This window comes from Mucilaginibacter sp. PAMC 26640, from assembly GCA_001596135.1.
Classification (GTDB): domain Bacteria; phylum Bacteroidota; class Bacteroidia; order Sphingobacteriales; family Sphingobacteriaceae; genus Mucilaginibacter.
The window spans coordinates 217,449-233,998 of sequence record CP014773.1 but is presented as its reverse complement, the minus strand read 5'-3'; the positions used below and the strand labels follow the sequence as shown (position 1 = coordinate 233,998).

The window sequence follows — 16,550 nt, the reverse complement described above, 5'->3', positions numbered from 1 at the left end:
TTTGGAAGAAGATGAAAAGAATGTATTATTGACCCGCCGGCTCCGTTTTAGTTTGCTCGGCGGGTTATTGTTACTTTTTACTATCAATTACGCTTATGCGCAAACTGTAAATAATACACCTGTTGCTTTGGCGGCATGTACGCCACCAGGTGCCCCAATTGTTTCCAGTCCTGTAAATTATTGTTTAAATGCGACTGCCACTAGGCTTACCGCCTCGGGAACAAATCTTATTTGGGGCGGAGCGCTGGTTGCAGGTTCGGTTGGAGGAGTTAGTAAATTAGCGACGACCAATTTCGTAGAAACTTTTTCCGCTAACAAGAAAACGAATTTTACAACTACAGCTGCCAATGTGACTATTTTATCAGTAGATTACGTTATTCCCCCATACCAATCGGTAAGTGGACTCGTACTATCTATTTTTAACAGTTCGGGGGTTGTCATCGCCACATCAAGTATTAACACTACGCAAACTGCCGCTGCTATCGCTGTAGCAATAACAAATACATTCAACTATGTAATAACTACACCGGGTAATTATAGCATTGGCTTGTCTGCAGGATTTGGTGTTATCGGGTCCGATAACCCCACCTTTCCGATAACAGAATCAACAGGTGCAATCAATATAACGAGTGTTTCCAGTGCGGGAACAAGATGTTATAACAACATCCAGTTTACAGTAGGGGTAGGCTCATCCATAGCGCCTATTCCCTCAACAGCAATTGCCGGCACAACCAATTATACAGTTACGCAAACTGTGGGTGGATGCGTTAGTTTGCCTGCTACAATAGCGGTTACGGTGAGTTCTCCAAACATTTCTCAAACACCAGTCACAAATCTTATCGCTGCGTATAATTTTAATGGTAGTGGCAATGACGCTACCGGAAATAACACCGGTACATTACAAAACGCGCCTGTTCAATCTGCGGATCGGTTTGGGAATGCCGGCAAGGCTTATACTTTTAATGGAAGCTCACAATACGTGTCGACCAAGAACAGTTATCTAAACCCGGGCGATTTTTCTTTGTCCATTTGGTTCAAGACAACATCTCAAACTGGAGGAAAGTTAATTGGATTTGGAAGAGAACAAACCGGATCCAGCGGACAGTTTGACCGGCATATTTATATGAATAACGTCGGTCAGATTTATTTTGGAGTTTATGCTACTGCTATCTTTACAATTAATTCTCCCTTAGCCTATAATGACGGCAACTGGCATCTGGCTACAGCCACTTTATCCGCTGCCGCGGGTATAATCTTATATATAGATGGCGTAAATGTTGCAAGTAATGCCAAAGCAACAACCGGAGAAAATTATACCGGATACTGGCGTTTAGGGTATGATAATTTAAGCGGGTGGACATCGGCGCCCAGTAGCTACTTTTTCAACGGATCTTTGGATGATGCCTTAATTTACACCAGAGCACTAAGTGCAACAGAAATTACGACTTTATACGCATCTCCTGATGGGGCAGGAAATAGTGGACCAGCTTGTAATGGTTCAGTTATCAGTCTTAGTGCCACCACCTTAAGCGGCGCTACCTATGCCTGGACAGGTCCGAATAGCTTTACGTCTACTTTGCAAAATCCCTCGTTTGTTTTTACAAATGCGTCTGAAGGCGTATATACATTGAAGGTTACAAGCCCGGGAGGCTGTTCGGCTACGGCTTATACCAGGGCATCTTCCACAACAAGTTCCGGGCAATGGACGGGGAATACCAGTGCGGATTGGGCGACTCCGGGCAATTGGTGCTCGGGAGTGGTACCATCTGCTTCAACCAACGTTACTATCACCTCCGGTGCTACCAGGATGCCTGTTATCACCACTAGTGTTGCCTGCAATAACCTTATTATTAATTCTGGCGCTTCCCTGTCTATCACCGGAACCGGAATTTTGAATACCGCAGGCTTGTTGACTAATAATGGCAGCATCGCAAACATTGGCACCATTAATTTTAACGGCTCAGCCGGGCAGCAAACTTTTTCGGGCGTATCCTCATTTTTTAATCTTACCATTAGCAACGTTAATGGCCTTTTGTTGCCCTCGGCCATTGTTATCAACAACAACATGGCAATAAATGCAGGTGTTCTAAACGCAAATAATTTCGCGGTAGCAATAAATGGAAGTTGGACAAACAGCAGCTCCGCTATTGCGTTTACAGCCGGGAGTGCAACGGTTACTTTCAGTGGAAGCGCTAGCCAAACGATAGGCGGAACATTTGGAACGACTTTTAATAATCTTACTATTGCAAGTTCAGCTGGTGCCGTTATTTTAAATACCAATATCCGGATCAATGGTAATCTTACTGTTTCTACAGGAACATTTGACCTGTCCACTTTTACGGCAAACCGCATAGCGCTTGGAGGGGTATTGTCAGTTGCCAATAACGGTCTCATCAGAATTGGAGGAACCAATAGCTTTCCCTTAAATTACGGAACGAACACCCTTGTAGTTGCCAGTACGGTAGAATATTACGGAACAAGCCAAGCTGTTTCTAACCAGGTGTACGGAAACCTGCTGTTAAGCAGCACCACGACCACTGCCCAAAAAGCCTTTCCCGGAACAGCGCTTTCAATTGTAGGCAATCTAAGCAGTACCGCAAATCCGGGAAGTACTTTGACGTTTACTGCTGGTTCAGCAATTACTATAGGGGGAAATGTGGCTATTGGCACTTCAACCACCTTCAATGGGGCAGGTTATCTATGTAATGTCAAAGGGAGTTGGGTTAATAGTGGAATTTTTAACGGCAATACCTCTACAATTACATTTACTGGCGCAGGCGCTTTTATTAGCGGCACAGGGACTCAAAATTTCAACAATCTTACTATCGCTGCCGGCCTGGTGCATTTTTCTTCGGGAAATATATCTTTAACTGGTAACCTGGCGACAACAGGACCGGGTTCGTTTATCCAGGATCCCGGTGAAACCTTATTGATGTCTGGAACCGGAACAACCATAAGCGGATCAGGCATTTCGTTGGAAAACCTCCAAATCAGTGGTGCCGTATCTACTACAAGTTCTTTTACACTTACAGGTAATTTAATCGTAAGCGGTGGATTTACGTCAACTACAGGCATAATTGTTTTCGCAGGAACTTCAAAAACTATCCAGGGTCCGGGGAACATCCTTTTCAGCACAATATCCATTACAGGCTCAGTTAGTACCAACGCCAATTTTTCAATTGCAACGGGCATCACTGTTACCGGAAGCTTTATTGCATCAGCGGGCATCGCTACGTTTACGGGCACTTCCACACTTAGCGGTATTGTTAATCTTTTTAATGTAAATATCAATGCCACCTCGCTGCAGTTATCGGCCAACTCAAATATGGGCATCGCAAGTGCCCTAACAATCACATCCGGCACGCTAAACGTTACCTCTTCAATACCCAACACGGTGAATTTCAACGGCGCCATAGCACAGAATATTAACAATATAAGTTATTATAATCTCACTCTGTCAAATGGCTTTAATAAAACAGCATTAGGTAACCTAACGGCAAATAACAGCATTACAATTGCATCCGGTACCAGTTTTGTTTCAGGACCTTATACCCACTCTATATATGCTGATTGGAACAACTATGGAAGTTTTAATGCAGGTACTGGTACCATCCAATTTCTTGGAAGCAGTAACAGCAATATAACTGGTTTAACCACTTTTAATATACTTACCGTAAATAGTGCAAACGCACCTATACAGGTCATTCTGAAAGCAAACGTATTTGCTGCAACAGTAAATATGTTACAGGGTACACTATTTACCGGGTTAAATACAATTACTATAACAACAACGAGGACTGGAAGCGGGATTATTTTAGGCAATATACAACGCACACACTTGTTCACAACAGGTGTAGCCTACGCTTTTGAAAGCCCGGCAAATACCATACTTTTTACCGCTGTATCAGGCGTAAATAATATTACTGTTTCTGTTTTTCAAGCTACCGTCACTGATTTTACGCAGGGAAGCTCCGTAAGCAGAGTTTATAATATCGCTGTTCCTAACGGCAATTATACCGCTACGCTTCGGCTACATTATGAAGACAGCGAATTGAACGGCAATAGTGAAACTGCTATAGGTTTGTGGAACTTTAATGGTACAATGTGGCTGCCGCTGGGTAAATCCGCCAACAGTATTTCGGCAAATTATGTAGAGCAAACCGGAATTACCAATATAAGTAACCGCTGGACGCTAGCCGCCACACCGAACGGTGTACAATGGAACGGGAGTGTAAGCTCTGACTGGAATACAGCAGCTAATTGGACCGCTTTTCTGGGGTCGCCTTCAACGCCGCCGTCCGTTAATGATGCCGCCTTAATTGGAAACGCTGCCTTTATTAATCAACCCGTGATTAGCACTGCGGTAAACGTCAAAAATGTAATATTTGGTACGGTTCAAAGCGTAAATTTGACTATTTCCGGTTCCGGCTCTCTTACTTCAGGTGATATTTTTGGCAACTGGTCCAATAATTTAACCCATGTTATCAATGCAAATAACCAAACAGTAATGGTTAACGGTAATTTGTCTTTAGGCGACGCAACAAGCGGTCATATTATTAATCTGAATATCGGTTCAGGGAACGTAACTGTAAGTGGTTCACTAACCCAATCGGGCGGGTCGGCGATCGTTTTTAGCGGTGCCGGAAACCTGATCCTCTCCAATAATTTTAATCATACCAGCGGCGCATTTATGCCGGGTGCCGGCACAGTAACTTACAAGGGCTCGACAGATCAGCACGTTGCCTCCGTCAGTTATAATAACCTCGTAGTTAACAAAACCGCAGGCAACACATCTATCGATAGTTCAATTAACGTTTTAGGTAATCTCAATCTTTTGGCCGGTAAACTTAATAATATAGCTACAGCTACCATAGCCGGTAATGTTGTGATTACGGCTGGCTCAACGATGCAAAATCTTGGTAATATTAATATTGGGGGCAACTGGTTAAATAACGGGACATTTACAGCAACAGGCTCAAGCGTAATCTTTGATGGTGCCGGAACACAAACTATTTCGGCAACTGCCTTCAATAATTTTACCATTAATAAACCCGTTGGCACTAGTGCAGTACTAATCGGCAATATACCTTTGGGCGGCAATTTGACAGTTGTATCTGGTACGCTGGATATCGGAACATTTGTTTGTGACAGAACTACAGCAGGTGGAACATTTTTGATGGATGATCAGGGTACGTTGATTGTCGGGGCTAATAATACACCAGTAAGTTTTAGCGCGGGTACTTTAACAAATTCCAGTACGCTAATTTTTAACGGTGTAAATGCGCAAAACATACCTGCTCCTTTTGCAGCCGGCAATATCGTTTTTCGAAACTCTGGTATTAAAACATTAACTTCTCCGATAGTAGTAAACGGAAATTTGACAATTGAAAATGGTGCTGGCTTTAATGCGGGTGCTAACCTGGTAACGCTGAGCGGAAACTGGATCAATAGCGGAACTTTCACACCTTCATCAAGCACGGTACTTTGCACAGGATCGGCTAAATCAATATCTGGCACTAATGTTTTTAACAAGTTTACCATAACAGGCAGTTATACCGTTTTAAATGATATTACTTACAACGGACTGCTAAACGTTACAAGTACAGGTTCGTTAATCGGAGGACCGACAATAAATACAACGGTGAACGGTGATTTCACGAATAGTGGGGTTTTAAACACGCTTGGCACTACTACGTTTACAGGCAATGTTTTGCAAACACTTAGTTTAATTAATGCAAAAACAACCGTTGCAGCCATAGTCAATTTCAATGGTTTTGTTTCGCCTGTTCTTAATTCAACATCTCCACCGCAATTCGGTTATCTGAATATCAATAACACCGCGGGCGTAAATCCAAGTGTAGGGTGGACTATTCTTTATAATTTAACGGTAGGGAGCGGTGCTGCATTTAATGGTGGAAGCTCTGTTCAAACCCTGTTAGGGTCGGTAACCAACAATGGTAAGATCACCAGCACAGGTAAATTCATTTTTTCGCCCTCAATTTCGGCCACACTCAATCTGGGCAGCAATTTTTCAAGCACAGGCACCGTGGTTTTTGACGGCTCAGGGCAAATAACAATTGCAGGGAACCCACTTTCCTTCCACGATGTAGAAATTGCCAATAAGAATGGAATATTACCTTCATCGGGATGGCTTATTACCAATAATCTAACGGTAGTTAAAGGTAGCACATTCAATGCCGGCGTCTATTCGTATAACGTTGGTGGTAATATTGCAAATTTGGGCGTTATCAATAGCGCAACATCGACCTTTATACTGAATGGTGCGAATTCTCAAAACATTTTTACCGCATCTAATTTCAATAACCTTACAATAAATAAATCAACCAACTCAGTAAAACTATCCTCTAATGCAGGCGTAAATGGCGTACTGAATTTTATTAAAGGAAGCATTCAAACAGGGGTGGATACGCTCATCCAATCCGCCTCAGGAACGGTCACCGGCGCTAGTCAAAAAACCGGTTGGGTATATGGTAAATTAATGAAAAATATTCCAACGGGCGCTGCCACCAAAAGCTATGAGATTGGTGATTCTGTTTACTTTACACCCGTCGCCATAACTTTTGCCAATGTTATAACTACGGGTAATCTTATCATGTCAACCCGGGCCAGCAACCATCCCAGTATTGGTAGTTCGACAATTAATGCTGCTGCAACAGTGAACCGATACTGGACCCTGGCCAACAAAGGAATTGCTTTTGATAAGTTCAATGTTACATTTAATTATGTGCCTGGCGACCTTGCTAAGGGTTTAAATACCAGTTCATTAAGTTTAGGTGAGATTAACAACGGGCTATGGGCCTATCCGGCCGTTACTTCCCGCACCGATACAAGTTTATCAGCAAGTTCCATTGCAACTTTCGGGGACTTTCAAATTGGAGTGTTACAGGCATCCGTAAAAACCTGGGATGGAGGCGCCCATACAATAAATTGGGGTGATGCAGCAAACTGGAATATTGATGGTGTTCCAACAGCAGCCGATGATGTGCAATTGGCAACAGGCGATATAATCACAATTAATGTGCCTGCCGTTGCGAAAAGTTTATTGATGAATAACGCCAATTTGCAAATAACAATTGATTCGGTGAGTTCACTCAATGTGTCTGGGGACCTCAAATTGATTGCTGGTACATTAAATACCAAATTAGCTTTTCCTATGGTTTCCGGATCGATCCTCATCTCTGGCGGAAGCGTAGGCTTTACCGGAAGCGGGCCGCAAGCTATTCCAGCTTATAATTATTTTAATCTGGTAAGCTCATCGTCCGGTAGCAGAACGCTTGCCGCAGGGGCGACCACCGGCGTTGCCGGCACGTTTATTCCCGGCAGGAATATTTATTCTATTACGGGTAGTACACTTAATTTTAACGGAACCGGCCTGCAAACAATATCTGCCTTTACCTACAACAATATTTTGGTTAGCAATAGTGGCGAAAAAACCTTGAGTGCCGATACCACAGGAGTTATTAATAATTTGATTATATCAGGGAGCGCCACGGTTAACGCAAATACAAATTTTTCTACTGTTAGTTACCGGGGATCTGCGCCTCAGACCTTAACACCACTAACTTATTACAATCTTGATATTAAAAGTTCTGCAACTGTTGCGCCGGTTAGTGATATTTTGGTTGCCAATAATTTAAGCGTCACCAGCGGGACATTTAACATCAATAACAGAATATTGAAAATTGGAGGCAGCACTTCTAGTAAAGGCATTTTTATAGCTGACAGTGCATCAATTTACATGAACGGTTCTGTTCGACAGACCATTGCGGCGGGTTCTTTTTTTAATAATTTAGCACAGAATCTTACAATTGACAATCTTGCAGGGGCAAATTTAGCAGGCCCATTAAACATTCGCGGAGTGCTGTTGGCTTCAAATGGTCAATTTAGTTCAGCGGGCTTTTTAACGCTTATTTCCACGCCTGCTCAAACCGCGCTTATTTCGGGTAGCGGAACCGGCAATGTATCTGGAATTGTGACAATGCAACGCTACCTAACCGCCGCTTATGGATATAAATATTTCAGTTCACCATTTGCTGATGCCAAGGTAGGTGGTTTTTCAAGCGCGGTAGATCTGAATGCTACGTTTCCAGATTTTTTTAACTATATCGAAAATCAGGCCACTACCGGTTTCACAAAATATGCTGATCCCGCCAATAGTTTGATACCCATGCAGGGGTATGCAGCTGATTTCGGATCAGATGTTACGCAGAAAACCGTTAGCTTGAAAGGTGTTGTTACCAACGGGGTAATTTCATCAGCATTGTACAACCATAACCAGCTTTACACAAAAGGTTTTAATTTAGTAGGTAATCCTTATCCTTCACCTATCAACTGGAATGCAGCCACAGGATGGGTTAAAACAAACATCGACGATGCAATTTATTATTTTGATTCCGGAAGGACTAGCCAGTACGAGGGCGCTTATAGCACGTTTGTCAACAATGTTTCCAGTGACGGGATTGCCGGAAATATTATCGCCTCATTACAGGGTTTCTTCGTGCATGTCAGCGATGGTGCTTATCCCGTAGGCGGTACCTTGTCAGCAAACAACAATGTAAGGGTTGATGATTTGTCGCCTGTCTTTCATAAATCTATTTTCGGCGTCGAAAAAAATAACCCGCAAATACTTTTGAGGCTGAGCGCCAGTTTTTCGGACGATGTATCATCGTCGGATCCATTAGTTGTGTATACTAATAACAATGCCGTAGCAACTTTTAACCGGGAATTAGATGCCATAAAACTGATGAACACCAATATGAAGCTGCCTAATTTTTATTCCGTGGGTAACGACGGCACGAAAAGGGTAATTAGTTCAATTGTTAACCTTGACACACTCACTGTTATTCCTTTAGGATTACAAACTGGCAAAGATGGAGCAGTTAATTTCAATTTACGTAATCAGGAACAGTGGCCCGCAGGTTTGAGCGTTTACCTGAATGATGCGACAGCAAATACTTACCAGGATTTGCAGCAAAACTCTCGTTATACGGTCAATTTGTCAAAAGGTATTTATGAAAATCGTTTTTTCTTAACCTTTAAAAAGCCCGTAGATGCCGGTAGACCAGTTGTCGAAACTGACATTTACAATTTATACATTTCAGACAAAATATTATTTGTTAAAATTAACTTGATTAATAGCCGGAACGGAAACTTGGTAGTCAGCAATGTATCAGGGCAGGTTATTTCAAGTAAACCAATTTCCGCAAATGGCGATTACATTGTAGATGGTGTTACCGCGAATTCGCTTTACATAGTCAGCTTTATAACCTCAAAAAAGGTGTATTCAAAAAAAATATTCTTGGTAAGCAGATGATAGAAAAAAATGGAAATAGCCCGGGTGCAATGCCCTTAAGATTTATTTTACTTGGGGTGCTGATCATGATGAGTTTATCGTCTTTGTCACAAACTCCTGAGAACCCACCACGTCCATTAACTTTATTCGTCAACCCGGCATTAAGTTTAAATTTTGGATCTTTTTATCAGGGTGCCTCAGGCGGAACTATTACTATTTATCCAAATGGGTTAAGATCTAGCACAGGCAGTGTAGTGCTCACCAATATGGGCTTTTCTTTTTCACCGGCGGTTTTTGAAGTTGATGCCGAACCGGGCACAATAGTGACGTTAAGCAATGGTCCTGATGTTAGTTTAACAGGCAGCAACGGCGGGTTTATGATATTGCATATAGGCAGTTCCGATCCTTCCAGTCCAATTGTAACTAGAGTAAAATCACCCGACAGAACCGAAATTCGAATTGGGGGTGTACTCACAGTGGCCAATCCCCTCGCAAATCCACCTGGTAATTACAGCGGCACTTTCTCTGTAATATTTATACAGCAATAATCATGTTATGCCAATCAATCAAAATTAAGCCGGCATTTTTAAGCTATGATTTTTCTAATAGAGGACACGGGCAACGATGCAAATTTTTTCCACTGGCAATTGTGTTTTTTTTGGGAATGGTTGCAATTCTGCCTGACCATGCAAAAGCGCAATCAATTGCAGATTACGATGAAGTTTCTGTTTCTTTAAATGTACAGCGGATAGGTGGAATCGAGATTCCTATACTGATCCGTGGGCAGTCAGCTTATTTGCCCATTGCTGCCATTTTTAATTACCTGCGCATTAAAAATACGCTTTCAGCAGGAAAGGATTCAGTGTCAGGATTTTTTATTCATCCCCAATCAATATTTCTAATTGATAAAACTCACAATAACATTCTTTACAACGGAAAAAAATTTCCGGTCAAACCAGGAGATTTGATCAGCACTTTCTCAGATCTTTATTTATCATCAAATTATTTTGGCCCAATCTTCGGACTGGATTGCACTTTTAATTTCCGCAATCTTTCAGTAAACCTAACTACCGTCTTGGATCTGCCGGTTTTTCGGGATATGCGCCTGGAGCTAATGCGAAGTAATATTTCAAAGCTAAAAGGGGAGTTTAAATCTGATACGGTGATTGCCCAAAGCCTTCCGATTTTTCGTGTGGGAATGGCCGATTATTCAGTCGTCTCAGAACTTGGTGCCTTGGGAAACGATGCCCGTTTGAGTGTTGGCCTCGGAGGGGTTATTGCGGGTGGTGAAACAAACGTTTTTTTGAATTACAATACCAATGAAAGGTTCAATGAGCAACAGCAAAACTATCTTTGGAGATTAGTAAACAACGATAATACGTTAATAAAACAGATTTCGGTGGGTAAAGTTAATGCACCAGCAATAGCATCAATTTATGCGCCTATCATAGGTGTTCAAGTAACAAATGCCCCCTCAACCTATCGGAAGTCTTTTGGCACTTACACACTCAGTAATCGCACTGAACCAAACTGGTTAGTTGAGTTATATGTTAACAACATCCTGATCAGCTATATCAAAGCCGATGCCGTTGGTTTCTATTCTTTCAGTGTTCCCCTTGTATACGGCGTCTCTATTATAAAACTTCGTTTTTACGGTCCTTATGGTGAAGAGCGGTCCAGCGAGCAAAATATATTAATTCCTTTTAAGTTTTTACCGCAAAATGAGTTTGAATATACAGCAACAGCCGGAATTGTAGACAATGTTAATTCCGGGTTTTATTCCAGGTTCAGCAGTAATTATGGTTTGACAAAAAAAATTACCATAGGGGGGGGGATGGAATATCTTTCCAGCATCAGCACAAGAAAAGAAATTCCTTTTTTCGACGCCTCGGTGCGTGTTTTGCCCAACCTATTGTTTTACGGAGAGTATGATTTTGGCGTTAAGTCAAAAGCCGGGCTGAGTTATAATTTGCCATCCGGCTTACAGTTAGAAGTAAATGACACCTGGTACACAAGGGGGCAAACGGCAATCAATAATTTGTATATTGAAGACCGCAATATTATACTTTCTTTTCCATTCAAAGCAAACGGTTTTGCTGCCTATTCAAGATTAACAATAGAACAAATCTTGTTGCCATTTAACACCTATACAAAAGCTGAATGGTTAATTTCCGGTATTTTTGGAAAGTTTATTTCCAGTTTAAATAATTATGCGCTTTTATTGAATAAAGGCAATCCTTATGTATACAGCCAACTTTCAATATCAACAAGAATTTTTAAAAATATTTCAGTCACACAACAAATCCAGTATGAATATGCAAAAAATAAAATTGCTGATGCTAAAACCGTATTTGAAAAGAGAATACTAAAAAACGGATATTTAGATATTTCTTACGAAAGGAACTTCTCCTCAAATATTAATAATTACGAATTGGGGCTACGATATAACTTCGCCGCTTTTCAAACTAAAAGTACATTCCGAAAAAGTAATCAGGCCCTCGGCTATTTTGAATCAATCAATGGCAGCCTTATTTACGACGATCAATCCGGTCATACTTTCTTTGACAGTAAAACCAGTGTTGGAAAAGCTGCAATTACGCTAATTCCTTATCTGGATTTAAACGGCAATAACCGTCATGACGCTGATGAACCAGGGGCACCCGGACTTAAAGTCACGGTTAACAGCGGGCGTCTAGCGCTTTCAACCGATACAACGTTTCGGATAACCGGAGTGATACCTTATGAAAATATTAATATTGAGTTAGACGGCTCCGGTTTTGATGAAATTTCATGGCAACTCCCTAAAAAAAAATATCTTGTTAAATGCCGGCCAAACTTTGTGGAACGGATCTACATCCCGGTTTTGGTTTTAGGGTTAGTATCAGGTAGGGTCATAACTGATGATAACGGCACTAAAACTGGAACAGGAAGGATATCAATCCAGTTTTTCGATAACAACCGGATGGTAGCTTCTACCGTTTCAGAAGTTGATGGATATTTTACCTATCTGGGGTTAATGCCCGGAACTTATACGGCAAGAATTAATCCTATTCAGTTAGCTAAAATGCATTCAACAGCTCATCCGGTTTTAGCCAATTTTGAAATTAAACGTAATATCGAAGGTTCTGTAGTGGATAATATTGTGTTTGTTCTCAAAACTGATTTGAAATAACTTATTATGGTACGAAACAAGGTTGGCATCGTTCGCCTTCCCCGACTAAACATCAATGCATTGTTGACTAACTGGGAAAAGAAAATGGTTAAACTGCTTTAATTTCCTTTATAAAGCAAATTAACTGGTTAGATTGCCGGGCGTTTGTTAATTCGACGCGGCTTACCTGATAGTAAATGAGTTCTTATTCCCACAAATAAAGAATGCGAGCTAATAAATAAAGTTGATTATGTCTTTTCAGCTATCTCAATCATCGTTTCCAAGGTAAGATTCTTCAATTGAGATAGCTTTCATGCCCTAGAAAGCTCATTTGTCATTTGATGAGCAACTTTAATTCCTGACTTTGAGTCATCCCGGGAAGCGCTGACATATTGCCTGCATTCAGTAAAGTAGCCAAATTAACATCCCCGCCCATGCTTTAATGGTGTTTTTGTAAAATCCGGTATTTCCGGCTTGCCCCAAGGAACTGATCAAGCCCGTTTTTATTTATTTTACAATCTTTATTTTGGTCTGTTCTTCGACCTTGTCAAATGGCTTCGTCGTACGACACCCACCGTTTTCTTTTCCTTCCTGGAATTGCTTTCTTCTTGTCTTTAATTACAAGCTATATCAGGATAATGACAAGTAATTAGAAAATCTAAAAATAGGTTTTTGTACTTACAAGATAAATTAACCTGATATCGCAAAACATTTTTAGAGTTAAGAATAATCTGAACAAATTAGAGATATTAAATATCCACTTTTAGGAAGACGGCCATGGGTAATCTATCTCAAATGTAAATTAATTAAGTGCCTGCCCTGATCATTGAATCTCAATCTATTAAAATTTTTTAAATAAAACAGGTGCCCAATTTCAACAACGATGCTCAAGGGTTTAATTATTAATTACCGCAGGCACGGGCAAGAAGATATTAAATGTACTTCCTTTTCCCACTTCACTTTCGACAGTCATATTGCCATTTGCCGCATCTATTATTTTTTTAGCCAAATATAATCCGATGCCCTGTCCTTCCATTTCTTTATTCAACCTGCCATACATGCTGAAAATAATATCCATTTGATATTGAGCAATACCGATACCATTGTCATTGACCGAGAGCAAAATATGATCGTCATTTTTTATAACCGCAATGTTGATAAGCGGGTTTTTTCCGTTAGCAAATTTGATCCCGTTAGCGACCAGATTAAAAAGGATACTGCGCAGGTTCTTTTTAGAAAACAGTACTTGTTTAATTTCGAGGTTCTTGGTGATCACTGCACCAGTTTTTTTGATCCTGCTCTCCAAACTCCATTCAATGTTGGCAATGATCTCTGACAAGTCCACCATTTCCATGGTCAGCATATCACCTTCGATCCTGGCAATGACGGAAATATCGTTGATCAATGTCCGGAATTTTTTAACCGACGAATTGATGATGGTGATAAATTTGGACAAGCCAGGATCTGTGATCTTGATCAGGTTCATTACGCCAATACTGGTCTCAATATTGGCCAGCGGTGCGAGCAGATCATGAGATGCGGTATGCACAAAGTTGTCCAGATCACCATTTATACGCTCCAGGCTTTTATTTTTGCGATGCAATTCGACTTGGGTGGCTTTTAATTCGGTAATGTCGTTGAATGTGACGATGGCACCATTTCTTTTTTCATCAACTAGCTGTACGTACGGCATGGTCATGATCTGGTACCATTTGCCGTTATTGGTTTCGATCTCCTTGGTAATCACGGTGCCTTGGGCTAAAACAACTTTAATATCTTCTATAATCGTCTCAAACTTGATATTGGTCGATATATTGCTCAAAGGGCGGCCTATATCTGTTTCCAGCAGATTGATCTGTTTGACCGTACCCGGCGAAAACTTCATTAACAGCAGTTCATTATTTATAAATAATTGGCCGTTGATGTTACTCCGGAAATAATTGTTCAGGTCATCATTAATTTCCAGCAGTTCTTTATTCTTGAGCTGATAATCCGCATTAATGGTATGCAATTCTTCATTAACCGATTGCATTTCCTCATTCGTGCTTTGCATCTCCTCATTAGCTGAGATCAGTTCTTCATTAAAGGACTGCATATTCTCATTGGAAGCATCGAGTCGTTCATAGGCGGAATGCAGTTTTACCTGCAATTCCTTCAGCTCCTCTTCCAGGTGCAGGGTATACTGATCCTGGTGTATGTTTTCATCAAATACTGAATTATCCACTATTGAAGTATCCTGCTGTGTATCCTTGCAGATGGTGACCATCTGCAGTTTTTGTTCGTTCCTTTTTACCGTAAGGGGACTAATGATCAGCGTGACTTTGATCACGGCGTTTGCATTTTTGATCTTTATACCGGTTAAGGTGGCCGCTTCACCGGTTTGCCCAACTTTCCTTTTTAAGGTGCTGAAAGCGACGGCGAGCGGTTTTGGTAATTGTTCCGATAGATTCAAATTAAAATTCTGTCGGAGCAGGTATTGGGTATTCCCGTATGATTTGACCACGGAGTTATTTTCATCAATGCATACGGCCAGGTAATCCTGCTGCTCAGCGAGCTTGGTATGCATCGCTTCCGCAACTTTGCTACTGGTACTGATGGTGCTTTCTTCGCGCTGGGAAGCCGGTGTGCGTTTGATATCCAATAATTCCGGGAGCGTAAAAGCATCAAAGCTTACGTCCCGACGGGCCTTTAGATTTCTGTAGATCTTCCATTTTTTATTAACCGCTTCCAGGTAATTTATAATCGGCATCGGGTTTTCACTGGTACCGAGAAACAGGTAGCCATCCATTTTCAACCCGAAAAGCATCATGGAAAAGATCTTTTTCTGCAAAACCGGGGTCATGTAGATAAGCAGGTTTCGGCAGCTGATAAAGTTCATATTGCAGTATGGCGGGTTTTTCACCAGGTCATGCTGGGCGAAGATGACCGTATTGCGTATCTCCGGCTTTACTCGGTAAGTTTCTCCTTCTTTGATAAAATATTTTCCCAGGCGTTCTTCAGATACATGCTTGACGATGTCTTTGTGATAAATGCCTTTAGCGGCATGGGCCATGGCCACACTATCAATGTCGGTCGCAAATATTTTAACGACGATATTTTTATATTTTCCGTTTAGCTGTTCGGCAACCAGAATAGCGAGTGAATAAGCTTCCTCACCAGTGGCGCAGCCGGCCACCCACATTTTTAATTCCTCGCCGGGTGCCACTTTTTCAATTATAAGGGGTAATACCTTTTTTTGAATGACAGCAAATGCTTCCTTATCCCGGAAAAAAGAAGTTACACTGATCAGGAAGTCCTTTGCGAGCGCTTCCACTTCTTCCGTATTTGATTCTAAAAAATGCAGGTATCTTTCCAGGGATAAAAAATTCCCCTGGTTTGCGCGCTTTTTGGTTCTTCTGAGTATGGTCGGCAATTTATAATCCGAAAAATCCAGCGGCGACTTTTCTTTGACCAGTTCGATGATCTGTTTGATGAATTTTTCGTCGTGGGGATTTTCTCTTAAGATCGCCAAACCTAGTTTTACATAATCTTTGATCGCGTCCGGCATCGCGGCAGGTTCCAGTATATAATCAACCAAGCCAGTTGCTATAGCATGGGAAGGCATACTGGCGAATTCGGTCGTATCCGGGTTTCGCACAATCACCATTCCGCCCGCTTTTTTAATGCTTTTGACACCTTCTGTGCCATCAGAGCCTAAACCTGATAATACAATAGCAATAGCTTTATTCCCGCAATCCTCGGCCAAAGAATTAAAAAACGCGTTGATGGTCAGGTGCGGTCCTCTTACTTTGGTCTTATTTCTCAGGTGCAAACGGCCGCCGGAGATCGTCATGAACTTATCGTTAGGGGTCAGGTAAACCTGGTTGCTTTTTATTTCTGAACCATCTTCCGCTTCTAAAACTTCCAGTTTACTATGTTTAGCCAACAGTTCCACCATCCGGCTTTTAAAGTCAGAGGATAAGTGCTGGATAATGACATAGGCTACTCCGTCCAACGGGGTATGGTCAAAAAACGAATTGATCTCGTCCATTCCTCCCGCAGACGCGCCGATGGCAATGATGTAATCAGGGATGATATTCTGCATGT

4 protein-coding genes are annotated in these 16,550 nt (G+C 41.5%); 3 read left to right on the top strand and 1 reads right to left on the bottom strand.

From position 1 onward, the window contains the following. Nucleotide 1: 1 nt before the first annotated feature. The 3 genes from A0256_01090 to A0256_01080 are packed head-to-tail and all read left to right on the top strand — an operon-like array spanning nt 2 to nt 12,485. Nucleotides 2–9,334 carry a hypothetical protein gene (locus A0256_01090; GenBank protein ID AMR30109.1) on the top strand — a complete coding sequence of 3,111 codons (9,333 nt, stop codon included), beginning with the start codon at nt 2–4 and terminating at the stop codon, nt 9,332–9,334. Beyond that, nucleotides 9,331–9,861, top strand: a complete 531-nt coding sequence (locus A0256_01085) for a hypothetical protein (protein AMR30108.1) — start codon at nt 9,331–9,333, stop codon at nt 9,859–9,861. The genes A0256_01090 and A0256_01085 overlap by 4 nt, the downstream gene beginning before the upstream one ends. 2 nt (nt 9,862–9,863) lie before the next feature. After that, on the top strand, nt 9,864–12,485 hold the full coding sequence (locus tag A0256_01080) for a hypothetical protein (GenBank protein AMR30107.1): 2,622 nt from the start codon (nt 9,864–9,866) through the stop codon (nt 12,483–12,485). A gap of 874 nt (nt 12,486–13,359) precedes the next feature. Here A0256_01080 and A0256_01075 read toward each other — a convergent pair. Beyond that, nucleotides 13,360–16,548 carry a chemotaxis protein CheR gene (locus tag A0256_01075; GenBank protein ID AMR30106.1) on the bottom strand — a complete coding sequence of 1,063 codons (3,189 nt, stop codon included), beginning with the start codon at nt 16,546–16,548 and terminating at the stop codon, nt 13,360–13,362. Between the last annotated feature and the right edge of the window lie 2 nt (nt 16,549–16,550).